Origin of the sequence: Paenarthrobacter sp. 4246, from assembly GCF_040546855.1 — a bacterium.
Taxonomy (GTDB): domain Bacteria; phylum Actinomycetota; class Actinomycetes; order Actinomycetales; family Micrococcaceae; genus Arthrobacter.
Genome location: NZ_JBEPOP010000006.1, coordinates 186,875 through 203,651 on the forward strand (window position 1 = coordinate 186,875; position 16,777 = coordinate 203,651).

At 59.2% G+C, this 16,777-nt stretch carries 12 protein-coding genes; 8 read left to right on the plus strand and 4 right to left on the minus strand.

Annotated features, from left to right (window positions below):
- Window positions 1-216: 216 nt before the first annotated feature.
- Window positions 217-1,635: a chromosomal replication initiator protein DnaA gene (gene dnaA / locus ABIE35_RS13100; RefSeq protein WP_026541014.1), complete on the minus strand. Its 1,419-nt coding sequence runs from the start codon at window positions 1,633-1,635 to the stop codon at window positions 217-219.
- Between the two features lie 465 nt (window positions 1,636-2,100).
- Here dnaA and rpmH point away from each other — a divergent pair, with 465 nt between their 5' ends.
- The 8 genes from rpmH to ABIE35_RS13140 all read left to right on the plus strand — a co-directional run bounded on the left by rpmH (window position 2,101) and on the right by ABIE35_RS13140 (window position 7,738).
- Window positions 2,101-2,238, plus strand: a complete 138-nt coding sequence (gene rpmH, locus ABIE35_RS13105; protein WP_011776797.1) for a 50S ribosomal protein L34 — start codon at window positions 2,101-2,103, stop codon at window positions 2,236-2,238.
- 41 nt (window positions 2,239-2,279) lie between these two features.
- Window positions 2,280-2,690: a ribonuclease P protein component gene (gene rnpA / locus ABIE35_RS13110; protein WP_354515494.1), complete on the plus strand. Its 411-nt coding sequence runs from the start codon at window positions 2,280-2,282 to the stop codon at window positions 2,688-2,690.
- Complete coding sequence (gene yidD / locus ABIE35_RS13115; RefSeq protein WP_354515496.1) at window positions 2,620-3,105, plus strand: membrane protein insertion efficiency factor YidD; 486 nt, start codon at window positions 2,620-2,622, stop codon at window positions 3,103-3,105. The genes rnpA and yidD overlap by 71 nt, the downstream gene beginning before the upstream one ends.
- Before the next feature lie 16 nt (window positions 3,106-3,121).
- Window positions 3,122-4,099, plus strand: a complete 978-nt coding sequence (gene yidC, locus ABIE35_RS13120) for a membrane protein insertase YidC (RefSeq protein WP_354515497.1) — start codon at window positions 3,122-3,124, stop codon at window positions 4,097-4,099.
- Window positions 4,099-4,650, plus strand: coding sequence for a Jag family protein (locus tag ABIE35_RS13125; RefSeq protein WP_089597070.1), 552 nt, complete (start codon window positions 4,099-4,101; stop codon window positions 4,648-4,650). The genes yidC and ABIE35_RS13125 overlap by 1 nt, the downstream gene beginning before the upstream one ends.
- 6 nt (window positions 4,651-4,656) lie before the next feature.
- Window positions 4,657-5,307, plus strand: coding sequence for a 16S rRNA (guanine(527)-N(7))-methyltransferase RsmG (rsmG, locus tag ABIE35_RS13130; protein ID WP_311212517.1), 651 nt, complete (start codon window positions 4,657-4,659; stop codon window positions 5,305-5,307).
- A gap of 87 nt (window positions 5,308-5,394) precedes the next feature.
- Entirely contained in the window at window positions 5,395-6,450 is a 1,056-nt protein-coding gene (locus ABIE35_RS13135) for a ParA family protein (protein ID WP_280625212.1), read from the plus strand.
- A 67-nt stretch (window positions 6,451-6,517) separates the two neighbouring features.
- Complete coding sequence (locus ABIE35_RS13140; protein ID WP_354515500.1) at window positions 6,518-7,738, plus strand: ParB/RepB/Spo0J family partition protein; 1,221 nt, start codon at window positions 6,518-6,520, stop codon at window positions 7,736-7,738.
- A 5,704-nt stretch (window positions 7,739-13,442) separates the two neighbouring features.
- On the opposite strand, the gene trxA is transcribed toward ABIE35_RS13140, so the two are convergent.
- The 3 genes from trxA to ABIE35_RS13155 all read right to left on the minus strand — a co-directional run bounded on the left by trxA (window position 13,443) and on the right by ABIE35_RS13155 (window position 16,744).
- Entirely contained in the window at window positions 13,443-13,769 is a 327-nt protein-coding gene (gene trxA, locus ABIE35_RS13145) for a thioredoxin (RefSeq protein WP_021473158.1), read from the minus strand.
- A 34-nt stretch (window positions 13,770-13,803) separates the two neighbouring features.
- On the minus strand, window positions 13,804-14,760 hold the full coding sequence (trxB, locus tag ABIE35_RS13150; protein ID WP_354515502.1) for a thioredoxin-disulfide reductase: 957 nt from the start codon (window positions 14,758-14,760) through the stop codon (window positions 13,804-13,806).
- A 232-nt stretch (window positions 14,761-14,992) separates the two neighbouring features.
- Window positions 14,993-16,744: an ABC transporter substrate-binding protein gene (locus ABIE35_RS13155; protein ID WP_354515504.1), complete on the minus strand. Its 1,752-nt coding sequence runs from the start codon at window positions 16,742-16,744 to the stop codon at window positions 14,993-14,995.
- Between the last annotated feature and the right edge of the window lie 33 nt (window positions 16,745-16,777).

The window sequence follows — 16,777 nt, forward strand, 5'->3', positions numbered from 1 at the left end:
CCGCGTCGTTCAGCGGTTAAGCCCTGTTCACTCATTGTGCGTTAACTGGGTTTTAAACAGGGTGTGGATGGGGACAACTCCCAGGCCGCGTTTTAACGATCCACAGACGGCTTAAGGGTTTTAAGCCCATTAACCGAGCTTGTCCCCTTAAGTATCCACAGGCTTATCCACATGCACCTGTTAATAAGGTATGTAGTTGCGGCCGCGGTGTGGATTTCAGGAGTCGCGTTGCTGCTGCTTGATGCGGTTGGTGAGCTCAGTGACCTGGTTGTAAATCACACGACGCTCCGCCATCAGTTCGCGGATCTTGCGATCAGCGTGGATGACGGTGGTGTGATCGCGGCCGCCGAGCTCCTGCCCGATCTTCGGCAGCGACATGTCCGTCAGTTCACGGCACAGGTACATGGCGATCTGGCGGGCGGTCACCAACGTACGGGTGCGGGACTTGCTGCAGAGCTCTTCCATGCTGAGCTTGAAGTAGTCAGCCGTCTGGTCCAGGATCTGCTTCGCCGTGATCTCCTGGGCGCCGTCGTCAGTGATCAGGTCCTTCAGCACCATCTCAGCCAGGGCTACATCCACCGGTTGGCGGTTGAGGCTGGCGAACGCCGTGACGCGGATCAAGGCACCCTCGAGTTCCCGGATGTTGCTGGAGATCTTGGAAGCGATGTACTCCAGGGCATCGTCCGGTGCCGACAAGCCTTCGCTCAAGCCCTTCTTGCGGAGGATGGCGATGCGGGTTTCGAGTTCCGGCGGCTGGATGTCGGTCAGCAGGCCCCACTCGAAGCGGGACGTCATGCGGTCCTCGAAACCGGCCAGCATCTTGGGCGGCTGGTCCGAGGTGATGACAACCTGCTTGTTGGCATTGTGCAGGGCGTTGAACGTATGGAAGAACTCCTCCTGCGTCCGGTCCTTGCCGGCCAGGAACTGGATGTCATCGATCAACAGCACATCCACGTTCCGGTACGTGGTCTTGAAGCTGGTGCCCTCGTCGTCCCGGATGGAGTTGATGAAGTCGTTGGTGAATTCCTCGGAGTTCACGTAGCGGACCCGGATGCCGCTGTAGAGCCGGCGGGCATAATGACCGATGGCGTGCAGCAGGTGGGTCTTGCCCAAGCCCGAGTCGCCGTAGATGAACAGCGGGTTGTACGCCTTGGCCGGCGCTTCGGCTACGGCGACGGCGGCCGCGTGCGCAAATCGGTTCGAGGAACCGATCACGAAGGTATCGAAGATGTACTTCGGGTTCAGGCGGCCGAACTCATGCGAGGTACTGGGCGGAGTGGGCTGGGGCTTCGGCTCAGCGAAGTCGGATACGGCGGAAAGCTCGACGACGGGTTCCGGCTCAGCGTGGACCGGCACCAGATCGGTGTCGACGTCGATGGCGCAGCGGATATCGTCCGAGAAGACGCTGCGAAGGGCATCGTCCAGGGCATCCTTGACCTGGGTCTGCAGGACTTCGCGCGTGAGCTCGTTGGGAACGGCAACCAGGAGTGTGGAACCAATGAGGCCCTGTGCCTGGGCGAGGATGACGAAACCGCGCTGACGGGGTGAAACCCGGTCGTCCTGTTCCATGAGGCTCAGCACCCTGCGCCAGGAACTTCCGACAGTGTTGGCGTGGTTGGCTTCGTCTACTGTCATCAATCAGTTCCTAAATACTTGCTTGCCGGCGTTGCTGGCAGCCGAAGTGTCTCCGGCGGCGCTGTTCTGGGCGATAATCCACAGAGTTATACACAGCGGGTGGACATTGGGCTACTGAGCCACTCTAGGGGATGGAAACGCTAGAAGATAGCTGGGAAGTTGCCTGTGGATAATTACACCGTTGTTGTTCCGGAATGCAGCCTGTGAGCCACTTCATCCACAGGCTGGGAACGGGAGTTGGGCACAGCTGTGGATAGCTCCGCGGCAGGCTCCCGGTTTGACTGTGGGTGCCTTTTTGCCCTAACGTTGTGAAGTCCTTTGTGTCCGCTTTTGAGATCAGTTGTAACTCCACACGTTCACCGTGTGGAAGGCAACGGCGGCAGGCACATACAAAACTTAGCGTCGGCCAGTTCTTCCCCTTTTTTGATCGGGTGGGCGCACCTTTGATCCACTGGAGTAACTAACGTGAGCAAGCGGACTTTTCAGCCGAATAACCGCCGTCGGGCCAAGAAGCACGGCTTCCGCCTTCGTATGCGCACCCGTGCCGGCCGCGCCATCCTGGCTGCCCGTCGCGGCAAGGGCCGCGTCGAACTGTCGGCGTAAATAACTGACTTGTCGGTCAGGGTCTTTTTGCGGGTTCGACGGTGCTAGCCACCCCTAACCGTCTGCGGACGTCTACCGACTTTTCAACAACTGTACGTTCCGGCGTCCGCAATGGACGCCGGAACTTAGTGTTATATACGGCCTCTATCGGGGCCGGGGAGCCGAGTCGAATCGGCTTCATTGTCTCCAAAGCCGTCGGGAACGCCGTGACCAGGAACCTCGTTAAGAGGAGACTGAGAGAAGCAGGCGCTCTTTCCTTGCACACGCATGGAACGGGTCTGGCGGTGGTGGTCCGGGCATTGCCCGCAGCTGCATCTGCCAGCTGGGAGCAACTGCTCTCGGACTACAACGCCGCACTGGCAGTGACGACGAAGCGATTGAGTGGCTCAGCTCCACGCGACGCTTCGACTGAACACAACGGCACCACAACGGAAGGGACACCGCGTGCATGACATAAGCACCGCCGTCGTTCCTTCCTCAAGCGACCCCTCCGGCAAGGTTCCCTCAAGGAATCTGCCGGCGGCGATGGGCACGTTCCTCTGGGAGCTGCCCCGCAACATCCTCATTCTCTTGTTGAAGACGTACCGCAAGGTCATCTCGCCCCTGTACGGCCAGGTTTGCCGTTTCTTTCCCTCTTGCTCCGCGTACGCGTTGGAAGCAGTAACGGTGCATGGCGCCGTGAAGGGCAGCTGGCTCGCAGCCAAAAGGCTCGCCAAATGTCACCCTTGGAACGCCGGTGGAGTGGACCATGTCCCCGCCGGCCACCGTCATTGGCCTGAAGGCCGGACGCCCACAATTGTTGTACTGAACAATCCGGACCAGTTCCTGGCTGCTCAGGCTGATGAAGAAGGCCGCTCGGCGGCCTAACGAATAGGGATATCGTATGGACTTCTTTGAAACAATCATGTTTCCGTTCAAGTGGCTGGTGTCAATCATCATGGTTGGCTTCCACGAGGGACTGAGCTTCATTGGCCTGCCCGCCGCGAACGGCTGGACGTGGACTCTGTCCATCATCGGCCTCGTGTTGGTGATCCGTGCCGCCCTGATTCCGGTCTTCGTCAAGCAGATCAAGGCGCAGCGAGGCATGCAGCTGCTGCAGCCGGACCTGAAGAAACTTCAGACCAAGTACAAGGGCAAGACCGATCAGCTGTCCCGCCAGGCAATGGCCCAGGAACAGATGGCCCTGTACAAGAAGCACGGCACCAACCCGTTCTCGGCCTGTTTGCCGATGCTGATTCAGATGCCGTTCTTCTTCGCACTGTTCCAGGTGTTGTCGGGTATCACCGCAGCCCGTAACAGCGGCAAGGGCATCGGGGCCATGAGCGCCGAGCAGGTTGTACAGTTCGATGAATCCAGCATCTTTGGTGCGCCGCTGTCTGCTTCGCTGCTTCACGGTGGTGCCGGCGGCAACGAGGTCGCAGTCTGGATTCTCTCCATCGTGATGATCATTGCCATGACGGCCTCGCAGTTCATCACCCAGAAGCAAATCATGGCCAAGAACATGTCCGAAGAGGCCATGGCCAGCCCGTTCATGCGCCAGCAGAAGATGATGCTTTATATCCTGCCGCTCGTGTTCGGTATCGGTGGCATTAACTTCCCCATCGGTGTCCTCATCTACTGGACCACCACCAACCTGTGGACCATGGGCCAGCAGTTCTTCGTCATCCGCCGTATGCCCACCCCGGGCTCCCCTGCCGCCAAGGCACTGGAGGAGCGCCGCGCCGCGAAGGGCCTGCCGCCGCTGCTGGGTGGCAAGAAGACTGCGGACGCCGCCGCTGAAGCCGAAGCAGCTGCCGCGGCAGCAGCCGAGATCCGGGCACAGCGCGTCCAGCCACAACGTAAGAACAGGAAGAAGAAGTAATGTCTGCCGAGAGCACTGAAGAAGTTATCGCCGCTGTGACTGAAGATCAGGACGAGACCCAGGAAGAGACGCAGTCCAAGACGGCCAGCCGTCTTGAAGAAGAAGGCGACATTGCCGCCGACTACCTCGAGGAACTTCTGGATATTGCCGATATCGACGGCGATATCGACATCGAGGTCCGCAATGGGCGCACGTACATCTCCATTGGTGCCGATGAAGAGTCGGCAGCGTTGGATAGCCTCGTAGGACGTGACGGCGAAGTTCTGGAAGCGCTGCAGGAGCTTGCCCGCCTCTCGGTCCTTTCCGCTACCGAGAGCCGTTCACGCCTTGTGTTGGACATCAACGGCTACCGCAAGGAGCGCGCCGGCGTGCTTCAGCAGATCGCTGAAGACGCCGTGGCGAAGGTCAAGGCCGACGGCGGTACGGTGGCCCTTGAGCCGATGAGCGCTTACGAGCGGAAGATTGTCCACGACGCCGTCGCTGACCTCGGATTCGTTTCCGAGTCTGAAGGCGAAGGCGCCGGCCGCCACATCGTTGTTTCGGCTGACTAGCAGCTCATGGTTGAAATTACCGCAGCTGAACTTGAAGCGGCAGAGAAAATCTTTGGGGAGCGCTTGGATCTTGCCAAGCGCTACGTGGAACACCTCGCCACATCCGGAACTGAGCGTGGGCTGATTGGCCCACGCGAGATTCCGCGTTTGTGGAGTCGCCACGTATTGAACTGCGCAGTTATTGAATCTGCCATTGCCATGGACAGCCATGTCGCTGATGTCGGATCCGGGGCAGGTCTGCCGGGTCTTTGCCTGGCGATTGCCCGCCCGGACCTTGAACTGACGTTGATTGAGCCGCTGGAGCGTCGTGTCATCTGGCTTCAGGAAGTCGTAGATGACCTGGGCCTGGACAACGTCACCATCATGAGGACGCGTGCAGAGCTGGCCGTTGGAATGGTGGATGCCGATGTCGTGACGGCGCGTGCTGTTTCTGCACTCAGCAACTTGGCGGGCCTGACGATTCCGCTCCTGAACGGACGCGGCGAAGTCGTGGCCATCAAGGGTCGCAGTGCTGCCGAGGAAATTGAGAAAGCCAAGAAAGTCATCCGCAAACTTGGCGGCGTGGAAACGTCGGTTGTGGTTTGTGGACAGGAGCTTTTGGAGGAACCCACCACTGTGGTGAGGATTATCGTCAACAAGCCCGGAAAGACGGCCTGAGACCCGCTCGGTTTCCCGCGTGTCGGCGGCTGAGCAGTTAGGCTAGAGAACGGCAGCAAGCGCCGAATGAGAGTGAGAGTGTGACCAGTGGGCAGTAGTGAAACCTCCACGCAGCGAATCCCCCCGTTTATGTCGTTGGGGTCAGCTCGGGCAATGGCTACACCTTCTGCGTCTCTTCAGTCTGCAATCGTGCGCACTAATTCGGTTGATAATGCCGCTGTTTCACGTGAAACCGTATCTGATGGAGTGCATAACGTGATGGATTCCATTGATGACTCGAGTCCCATCGCCCGTCAGCTGGCACACGAGACCCGTCGGCGTGAACGGCTGGTGGGCAGGGAGCTGCCAAAGCCGGACAAAACCCGCATCTTTACGGTTTCCAATCAAAAAGGTGGGGTCGGTAAGACGACCACCACCGTGAACATCGCTGCCGCCCTGGCCTCCGCCGGCCTCAACGTCCTGGTGATTGATATTGATCCACAGGGCAACGCTTCAACTGCTCTGGGCATTGAGCACCACGCCGACGTTGACAGTATCTACGACGTCCTGATCAACGACCTTCCCCTGAAGGACGTTGTGGCCCCTTGCCCAGATATTCCCAACCTGATCTGCGCACCCGCCACCATCCATCTTGCCGGTGCTGAAATCGAGCTGGTTTCATTGGTTGCCCGGGAACAGAGGCTCCGGCGAGCCATCGACGTCTACGCCAAGGAGCGGGAGAAGAACGGCGAGAGCCGCTTGGACTTCATCTTTATTGACTGCCCGCCCAGCCTCGGGCTGCTGACGGTCAACGCCTTCTGTGCCGCAAGTGAAGTCCTTATTCCCATCCAGTGCGAGTACTACGCCTTGGAAGGATTGAGCCAGCTTCTCAAGAACATCGAAATGATCCAGAAGCACCTCAATGCCGACCTGGAGGTGTCCACGATCCTGCTGACCATGTACGACGGCCGAACGAACCTCGCCGCTCAGGTCGCATCCGAGGTACGCCAACACTTCCCCGAACAAGTTCTGGGAGCAGTGGTTCCGCGTTCTGTGCGTATCTCCGAAGCACCCAGCTACCAGCAGACGGTCATGACCTACGATCCTTCGTCGAGCGGCGCGCTCTCCTACATGGAAGCCGCCGCCGAAATCGCTGAACGCTAGAATTCTTGAAACACTGCAACAGCCTGAGCAGTTCCGTGCTCGGCCATTTCATCGGAGGGATGAATCAATGAGCGAAAAGCGAAGGGGCCTCGGTAGGGGTCTTGGGGCTCTCATTCCTAGCTCGGCCGCGGCCCAGGGAAACGGCGTGGCGCCATCCCGTCCTGTGGATCTGTTCTTCCCGGAAGCCCGGAAGTCCGAAGAGCCGGCAGTAGAAGCTCCGATGCAGGACTCCGCTGCTGTGGAGCCGTCAAAGGAGTCGGCAGCGGGGCCGGCCGCCACCAAGGCTCCAGCACCCAAAGCGGCAGCTTCCAAGGCGTCAACCAAGTCCGCCACCTCCAAGACATCTGCATCGAAGCCTGCCCCCAAGCGAGCGTCAGTGTCCTCTGATCACACGACGGATGAATCGGAGCCAGCAAAGGCCGCAACCAAGTCCGCTACTCGCTCGACACCGGACGTGGAGCTGGTTGAAGTTCCTGGTGCTCGCTTTGCCGAGATTCCGGTCGGTGACATCCATCCGAACCGTAAACAGCCGCGTTCGGTCTTCGATGAAGATGACATGGCCGAGCTGGTTCACTCCGTTCGCGAAATCGGCGTCCTCCAGCCAATTGTTGTACGTACTTCAACCGAAAAGGGTGGAGAACCGTATGAATTGGTCATGGGTGAGCGTCGCTGGCGGGCGGTACAGGCCGCAGGGCTCGAAACCATCCCTGCAATCGTCCGCGATACCACTGACGACGACCTCCTTCGCGACGCTTTGCTGGAAAACCTCCACCGCAGCCAGCTGAACCCTCTGGAAGAGGCTGCTGCCTATCAGCAGCTCTTGGAAGACTTTGGGACCACTCACGAACAGCTTGCAGACCGCATAGGTCGCTCTCGGCCGCAGGTGTCCAACACACTCCGTTTGCTGAAGCTTCCGCCGCTGGTCCAGCGGCGTGTAGCAGCCAGTGTTTTGTCTGCCGGCCATGCGCGGGCACTCTTGGCCCTGCCGGACGCCGCTGCGATGGAACGCCTGGCTCAGAAGATTGTGGCCGAGGGGATGTCTGTGAGGGCAACAGAAGAGGCAGTGGCTCTCTATCAAGATCCTACTGCTCCCGCCAAGAGCAGTATCCCGAAACCCAATGCGCGCCACGAGCGTTTGGACTACTTGGCGTCGTCACTCTCGGACCGTCTGGACACCAATGTGAAGATTACTTTGGGTGCACGCAAAGGCCGAGTCAGCATTGAGTTCGCCAGCGTTGAGGATCTCAACCGCATCATGGATGTGCTTGGCCCTGGCGCCGAAGGCTAAATTGTAGTGAACCAACTGAATGGGGCTTACTCGTCGAGTAGGCCCCATTTTGGTTTTTGATCACCCGCAGTTTTTCGTACCTTCCCGGTTTCGGTCTACGTAGCGTGTCCAGATAGGCTTCTCCGTATTTTCTACGGGAGTCCTTGCGGAGGGCACTGATTGATTCAGAGCCACAAACCAACCAGTCGCGTGGCATCCTCATGGCTTTTGCTACGGACTCCTAGGGCCCTATGTGTCGACTTGGACGAAAAGGGACTCTCTTGGCCAGTGGGTATCCGCTGTACTTGGCAGTGTCTACCGGGATTTGCGGACCTTACGCCTTCCTGGAGCGTTCGCCCCACCGTCTGTGGCTGGGATACGTTGTTCGCTCAAGATTCCCCTATACTCACCGTGAAGAGACGGACGAAACATGTTTCACGTGAAACATGCGAGAAGGACTTTTTGGGTGCGCACCTTGCCGGGCTGAGGGGTTCGAAATGCGCGTGGAGCTGGGTCAAGCGTTGGCACTCTGCAGGTCTCCCCCGTGGCTTAGGTGGCGCCAGAGGGCGCGGGAGACGGCTTATGGCATAGCCGCACGCCTCGTCCGATTGCCGTCGACGATTCGCAACGCTTTCCCGAATGCCGGTGGATTTGAGCGCCAATGGTGCGAAGGGAACCCGTGTGGAGCAAGCCCCCGTCAGTGGATTTTCACCACAAATGAACACTTACCCCAGTTCTGCGCGGATCCCCAGGCTGCTCTTCTCTAGTAGCCGAGGGCCCGGGCGTATCTGAACTTTCGGCGGAAGCTTCTGTTTCACGTGAAACACACTCTTAGTATTTCGGTGGCGTGCAATCGATCTTTGGCTAAGCACTGGTTCGGCGGTCGCCGCATTGGCATTGCGGCTTCTTGGAGATGGGGAAGTCTCATGCAATGTCGGATATCCAGCGTCTAGAACCAGTGTTTGTATCTTTGGCATACGCGGAGGAATAGAGCCGGTTCCGGGCACGCGCATCTCTGGCGCTGTTTCACGTGAAACAGCTGGGTCTAAGGTTCGGCTATGAAACCGCAAAAGGTAAGGATTCGCTGACACAGGGCACCGAATCGACTATGAAGGTATGTGATCTTCTTTCACAACCGATGGTTCAAGGGCGGATCGACTAGATGGCTAAAATTCTCGCCGGGGTGCGGTTCTTCCGTCGACCATATAGCCCGAAGGTCGGGGCAAGGCTATTTGGCAGTACGAGGTGCAACAGTTTGCGTCCCCATAATTGACGATCTTGGAACCAAGAATGCATCAATGCGGAACAGCTGATGCGTAGCTAGCTTCCCTCCTAACCAAAGCCTGACGGTTCGCGGCCATTGGCTAATAGGCCACCAGCAGGCTCCTCCAGGTCCTTAGGGTTTCCCCGTCGTCGCTCTCCGGGACAGCACATCGCGGCCTCTCCCGCTCGCGCTCGAGCCGGCAGTGGTTGCCGGAGGTGCTGCCACGAACACTGTCCTATCGCAGGCGTAACGGATTGCCAGGGCTGAGGCGTTGTGATCAGCTTTACGCGCTCTACCAAATCCGCTCGGGCTGATGAGAGAGGCATTGAGGTCTTCGAACAGACTGGCCCTCTCCTAGTGCGGAGCCGGTGAGTCCTTGGCAGCTTTATTAGTTAGGCACGTTTCCCTCGGCGTCAATGTGCGTTGGAACTTAGGCTAACCGTCAGGAACTTGGGCAGCTGGTTCCTCCTCAGCGTCGCGAGGAACTTCACGTCTGTGGCCCTTGAGCCCGTGTGTCCAGGGCCAACAGGCACCAACGGGCTACCACGGCGTACAGCAGCAGGTGTCGACGAATCTGGCATGCCTGTCGAAGCTGGTCCCATCCTTAGCTCCGTAGACGGGGGCTGTCACTGTGCCGGTGCCGCCAATGTGGCCGTCGAGCAGACGGAAATAGTCCCCCGACTAATGCCTATGCCCCTCCATTACAACATTGACTCTCCAAGTTGAAGTACGGATCCGTCAGGCAACGTTCGGGCGGGAGGCTTTCCGTAATGTCAGAGGATGGTCGTATTCCCCCCGGACGTCTACATGCACTTAGCCCCCGGACGCATCGATGGGACGCCGTGAACCGGATTGGTCAGATGTCGCCCGGGTCGGCGCGCTACTCGTCTCTTTTCATCCTTGTCCTCTTCAGGGAAGACTCCGCTGAGAGCGTTGAGAACTAGAGGTGAGCCCTTGGCGACCTATGTTGCTTGCTCCCCCACCGAGCATCAACGACTCGTGTTTCACGTGAAACAGGACGTCGACTGGAGCGTCTACACATAGTCGGGAACCTTTAGTTACCTGTGTATATCGTGGTGGATATCATTGTGGATAAGTCTGGGGATAACCTGAGCCGAGCTGCAGTCCCTCTTGAGGCCCAGAGTGTGTTGAAGTGCCGAGGAGTCCTCCTTCCTTCTTTGGTGCTCCTTCTTCAAAAGGGCCCTATCCATGGCGGACTAATCGAACGACGACCATAGACGTAATTCTCCGTGTTTGGCCCCTCGATTCATTGATTTCCCGTATGTACGCTCGCGGTGCGTGCCCACTTTTACCTGGTAGGCAGAGACTAAAAGACTCAACCCTCCTTGGCGGGGTCCCGCCCACTACGGGTCGGCGAAATGATGCCTTGTGAATAATCTCATGGGCGGTGGATAACCCTGTGGATAAAGCTGTGCACAACTTGCCCCCTGTGGGTCGTCCACCGGTGGACAACTGTACCGGGTGAAGCTGCTCCATGACCTCAGCCCGTGTGTCCTGATGCTCTGATGCTTAGCAATGAATGCCGTACCGGAATGCGCATGAAGAGCATCAACGAGCCGGGGATCCAATGTCGTCGTAGTTTGCCATGGCACCTAAGCTTTGGGTTCAGTGGGGCGGTCCGGCTGGCTGTCCTACTACGCTGCGGAGCCCGTTGACTCCCGGAGATTCATCCGATGTCTTGAGTACGACACTCCGCGGGCACCCACGCGCTGGCTTATGTGATTGAGTGCCCCGTATTCTCCAAAGGACTGTGCCTATACGTGTAGGCGGACGCCGCGGGCGTGGGCTGAACCGAAAGGCCTAATCCCCTGGACCCGTCCGCCTCTATGCCGTGCTGGGGCACAACGGTCACAGACACAAGATCGAGCGGTACGGGGCTGCTCGCCTTGTGGCGGAGCGGGGTATAGAACTGCTCCCAGGAGCCCTGGGCCTGTAAGAGTCAGAGCCTGCTGGAGACGACGTCGTCTTATGATCCATGGAGGATCACTGTTATTCAGGCCGGGACTATGCGGCGTTTCACGTGAAACATTGCGGCGCCGACGGCTGATTGCCTTTGTCGGCTGCATTTGTGCATTTCCCGACGGTGGACATGTTTCGAGTCGTTGCCACGTCTGTGGCGTCCTGCACGTCGGCAATCGCAGGACGTCTCCGGCCGTCGATTAGACGACCATCTCTGGACGGCCTGTCTCTTCATTCACTTCTTTCAATTCACGGTGTCTATTCCCCTAGCGGTCCCCTAGGCCCGACCGTAGACCGGCCTAGGCTTCGCGCCTTCCTAATGAGGTCGGTCAGTACATAATGGCGCGTCACAGTCGGTGGTGACGGACAACCCTGGACAGCGTTGCATTGCAGGTCCACTATTCCTGGAAAGTGCAGCTCGCCCCGACCTGCCTTTGATCCATAGCGGGTTTGAGGGTGGTGAAATAGTAAGCTCCTCCGGGAAACCGAGGTCAGCACTGAGGCGGCGTCCTCTTCCGCTGCTGCGAGAAGTTCATAGTCGCAGACCAAGAACGCATCTGCGCATGCTGATGAACGCCTATTTGCCGGTCATGCCGCTACATCATGGCAAAGCATTTCTTCGCGTGTGGTCGTGGCCGGGCTGACGTGTTTCACGTGAAACACGTCGTGGCCCAGTGCGCGCATTCCTAGCTCCAAGGGCTTGTTCCTCATAGACACCTGGCGGCAGCGTATTTAACGTGCATTGCCCAGAGCTTGTTTGTGGAACTGTGCGGGCGAGCGGAGAGTCCCTGCGTGGATCATTGAGCGTGCACGCTCCCCAATCATGCAGGCCGGCGCCCTAGCTTTGCCGGATAGTCGCGGTAGCCCCATTCATCGCCCAAGTCACGATGCATCTATAGGGTGATTGCATGACCGTTGGCGGCCTGGATGCACTTTACTCAGAGTGTTCTCGATGTTTTCGTGGCCACTGGACCCCCAATAGTCGTTGCATCTGTGTATCCAGGGGCAGGTCCCAGGGGCACCGATCTGAACAGTCTCAAATGGCGTTTCAGTTTAGGGCAAGGTACCCCACTCTTTGTGGTTCTCGTGAGGACGTGATGGTGCGCGATTGGGCGCTAGCACGGCTGATGTCCCTCGCGAGGCCCATTCTTCCTCCCTGCTTTGCCGCGCAATGCTCCTCAACAGCGACGTAGGCCCGTCAGAGCGAGGCGCCCACCCAGGAGCTGCCCTGGCGCGTTCCTCTGTCAGAAAGGCTCAAGTGCGATGACCAAGGACTCCGGGGATCGCCGAAACTAACAAAAAGTAGCCGATGGATCGTGCGGTTTATACTCGTCGAGAGCATCTCAATGGCGGACTTTCGCCACTATTCAGCCGTCACGCCTGGTCGGCCGGTGCCAGAGCCGACCGGCTGGCGCACAATTCATGCGGCCATAACCGACCAAGAGAAGCATGTTTCACGTGAAACCTGCGCAAGGTCAATGGACTATGCGCCTAAGGAGGACTAACCGTCGTCGTTTCACGTGAAACGACGGATAAGGATCACAATCTGCATCCGTGGGAAGAACGTGCTGCAGTGAATGTATGTCCAAAACGGAAGTTCCGACATTCGCTGGGGGTTATGAAGCCAGGCTCGGGCCTAGGAATTGGCCTGGTAGTCAGTTCAACCGAATCTGGGAATAGGCGGACGAGACTCCATGGAGCAATCAGCATCCCCTCTGCTTCGATCCTCTTTTTGAGCTCTCCACGCTGATGGCTTGCCCTGGCCGGGCGGGGGCACAACGACGCGCGTTATGGTGACCTGTGCTGCGGGTAGCATCATGCCGAAAACGGATGATTCCACACGCCTACGACTAGGCGACATTGAGCTATTTGCCTGATAGGACGAAGCTGCTGCTACTAGTTTCGTTCCCGATTCCCTGGTCCTGGCATCGCACGTCTAAGGTCCATAGGGCTCTGTTCAAGCGTGCTTCCACTTCAGGATGGTGCATTCAGGGACTGAAGTTCTCCAAGGTGTCCCGATCACACTGTGCCGAGCAATCACTTCGGATCAGCATGTTACCTCGCGGAACACCGGCCCGAGTGGGATGTGAGTGAGGGTGGGGTTCAAGGGCGTGGGATGTGAGTGAGGGTGGGGCTCAAGGGCGTGGGGTGTGAGTGAGGGTGGGGTTGAGGGGCGCGGGATGTGAGTGGGGGTGGGGTTGAAGGGCGTGGGATGTGGGTGGGGTTGAGGGGCGCGGGATGTGAGTGAGGGTGGGGTTCAAGGGCGCGGGATGTGAGAGGGGGTCCCTGCTTTTGCCTACCCCAGGTAGGGAGAGGTGAAACGCGCCAATTAAGCGAATCACAGCCCCGCTACGGCAACCGCTATAGAAAAAGTGAACGTAAATGGTTCAATAATCCATGAGAGCCAAAAAAGCCGGCGGCTCCCGCTCCGTGAGGAGCAGCAACCGCCGGCTTTTGTTGAATCAGGGTGAGGAATTGCCCCTAGGACAGGACGTCCGCGAATTCCTTCTCGAAGAACTGCTTCGGCTTGGCGCCGATGACAGTGCTCTTCACTTCTCCCCCACTGAACAGGTACACAGCCGGGATGGACGTGATGCCGTACTCGGCGGCGATGGCAGGGTTGTCGTCGACGTTGAGCTTCACAACATCAACTTTGTCGCCGTACTCGACGGAGATCTCGTCAAGGATGGGACCGAGCTTGCGGCAAGGGCCACACCACTCTGCCCAGAAGTCCACGATGACCGGCTTCTCAGAAGCCAGGACATCAGTGCTGAAGCTTGCGTCAGTTACGTCTTTTGCGTTGCTCATAACTTTTCCCTTCGTATGGTTGCTTGGTTGCAGCTTAGGAGTGCAAGTCTGCGAGGTAGTGCTCAACATCGAGGGCCGCTACACAACCGGAGCCCGAAGCCGTGATGGCCTGGCGGTAGGTGGGGTCGATGACGTCGCCCGCGGCGAAGACACCCTTGATGTTGGTCCGGGAGCTGCGGCCTTCCACGGCGATGGTTCCCTCGGGGGTCAGATCAACTTTGCCCTTGATGAGGTCCGTGCGGGGATCGTTGCCGATAGCGACGAAGACCCCGGTGACGGCGAGCTCGGATTCGGTGCCATCCACAAGGTTCTTCAGTTTCAGACCAGTGACCTTGTCTTCACCCAGAACGTCCTCCACCGCGGTGTTCCACACGAAATTGATCTTCTCGTGGGCCTGAGCGCGATCGCCCATGATCTTCGAAGCCTTGAGTGTGTCGCGTCGGTGGACCACCGTGACAGACTTTGCGAATTTGGTGAGGAACAGTGCTTCCTCCATGGCCGAGTCGCCACCACCGATTACAGCGATGTCCTGATCCTTGAAGAAGAAACCGTCGCAGGTTGCACACCAGCTAACGCCGTGACCTGAGAGGCGCTTTTCGTTCGCCAAGCCGAGCTCGCGGTAGGCCGAACCGGTGGACAGGATGATGGCCTTCGCCTGGAAGGTCTCACCCGTACCGATGGTCACGGTCTTGATGTCGCCGTCGAGGTCCAATTCGGTGACGTCCTCGAACTGGATTTCGGTACCGAAACGCGCGGCCTGCTTCTCGAAGTTCTCCATAAGGTCCGGGCCCATGATGCCGCCGGGGAAGCCCGGGTAGTTTTCCACGTCTGTGGTGTTCATGAGTTCGCCACCAGCGGTGACGGAACCGGCAATGAGCAGAGGCTTCATGTTGGCACGGGCGGTGTAAACAGCGGCTGTGTAGCCGGCGGGGCCTGAACCTACGATGATGACGTCACGCACCTGCGATGCGCTGTTTTCTGCAATGCTCACGTGGCGTGAACCTCTTCCTTAGTCGATGCTGCGGCTTTCGGGGCAGCCACCTGACTCAACCCCGGTTGCACCCCAAATATTCCGTTGGGGATGGGGACCCTGAAAGCCACCATTGTTAAGGGTACCGTCTGCGCGCATGCCGATAATAAGCGGTGACTCCACTACGGATGAAAGTAGAGGCCGTTCTGACGAGTCACAACGGCCTCTACTACTACTACTTGGTTGGGTGGGGCTACTGGACCGCGACCTCTGCCAAACGCAGGCCGAATCCGAAACGGGTCTTCGGTGCCGCCAGCTTGGGCAAGGCCTTAATGTCCACAATGACGTACTGGGTCTGCGTCGGCGCCGCCAAGGGCATGGTCAGCTCCGGGGACGTGAAGCTGTTGGTGCCTACCAGCTTGGCTCCGTCCATGGCAGGGCGGTCGTTGGTGTAAACGCTGATGCTGCCACCGGATCCACCCAACTGGTTCAGCACAATGGACTTAACCTCAGTCTTTTCCTTCAGCTCGATCACCAGCGGCATGTTGGTGACAAGTCCGCCCCAGTCGGCTGTGGCAAACTCCATGTCTGACCAGTAGCTTGCCGCGTTGCCGTCGAAGGCCCTGGCGAGGTCTTTGTCGTACGTGGCCGCGAAGGGGAAGTCACCGAGGCGGGAAATGCCCTCGATGGCGGGCGGTGTGGCCGGCGGCGCCGTCTCCGAAGGAGTTGGTTCCTCGGATTGCGTGCTGCTGGACTGAGGTGCGGAGGTGCTTTGCGTGGCTGCAGGGGCTCCGCTGGGAAGGAGGCTGCCCAGGTTGGTGACGGCGAGGACAAGTCCCACGATCAGCACGGCAGCAAGCAAGCCGCCGACGAGCCAACGGAGGGAACGCGGCTCCTTCTCCGGAGCGTCGTCCTCGTACACTTCCTCGTCGTCATAGTCTTCCTGCACAGCGGCCGACGCCGGGAAGGTGGTGGGGGCGCGGTCGTAACCGGAGTCTGAGGTACCTCGTGCAGCGGCTGCGGCACCACCCGCAGCTCCAGCTGCGGCGCCAGCAGCAGCACCACCTCCGGCAAAGCCATAGTCCTCTTCGGACCACAGCGACACCTTGGGTTCGGCCGGTTCGCGCGTCGGTGCCGGCTGGGCATTGACGGTCTGTGTTCGCGGCTGTGTTGGTGGCTGGGCCGGGGCTGCCGGCGGAGCCTGAGGAGGTGTTGGCTGTGATGTCACGGCCTGCGTTGGCGGCTGAGCCGATGCACCCGACCCCGCAGCAACCGACGAAGAAGCGCTTGAAGCAGCGGCACCGGAGCCGGAGTCAGCGGCACTATTGCCGGCGACCGCACCACCGTCGGCGGCAGCACCGGCGTCGTGGTTCTTGGATCCCGAGTTCTTCCACGCCGCCAAACCGGCGGCACCAGCGCCGGCGGCGGCAGCAGCCAGTTTGCCTGCGATGCCGCTCTTGGATGATGACGGACTGGAAGCTGGTCTCGGAGGCACGTTGCTGCCCTGGGGAGCGGCAGCAGGATCGGCATCGCCCTCACGGTGAATCGGGTAGCCGTTTTCGTCGTACTGGATGTACTCGGCGTCGTGTTCGTCGTCTTCGTACAAGCCGTCGTAGGTCTCAGGCTCATAGGTCCGTGGCTGGCCGAAGATCTCGCTTCCGAGCGTCTCAGTGAAGAACGGCTCGACGTACGGCGGGTTGGTCGCGACCACCAGGTCCAGCAAATCGGGAGCGCTGCTGTGGTTGGTGATGAGGTAGGTGGTGTTGTCGCTGACGCCGAGGTCCAGGATCTGGACATGGCCGGGGCGTTCCCCCGTGGCGACTTCGCGGGCGCTCTGGGCAACCTGCTCAGCGTTTCCGGGGCCGGCGACAAGGATGCTCACGGGACGGTTGAGGACCTGGTCCACGCCGTCGAGCACCTGATCTTGGTCATGCGAGGTCAACACATTGGCTGTGACCTTGTAGCGGCCGCCAAGTACTGATCCGACGTCGATCGGGTGGGACACGTGTTCCTCCTAGGCTGTCCGGGAGTTGCGGGC

What these genes read in the sequence shown, in the direction of transcription:
- ABIE35_RS13125 (WP_089597070.1), top strand. Translation starts at nt 4,099, where the DNA reads ATGTCTGCCGAGAGCACTGAAGAAGTTATCGCCGCTGTGACTGAAGAT.
- ABIE35_RS13140 (WP_354515500.1), top strand. Translation starts at nt 6,518, where the DNA reads ATGAGCGAAAAGCGAAGGGGCCTCGGTAGGGGTCTTGGGGCTCTCATT.
- trxA (WP_021473158.1), bottom strand. Translation starts at nt 13,769, where the DNA reads ATGAGCAACGCAAAAGACGTAACTGACGCAAGCTTCAGCACTGATGTC.
- yidC (WP_354515497.1), top strand. Translation starts at nt 3,122, where the DNA reads ATGGACTTCTTTGAAACAATCATGTTTCCGTTCAAGTGGCTGGTGTCA.
- rsmG (WP_311212517.1), top strand. Translation starts at nt 4,657, where the DNA reads ATGGTTGAAATTACCGCAGCTGAACTTGAAGCGGCAGAGAAAATCTTT.
- dnaA (WP_026541014.1), bottom strand. Translation starts at nt 1,635, where the DNA reads ATGACAGTAGACGAAGCCAACCACGCCAACACTGTCGGAAGTTCCTGG.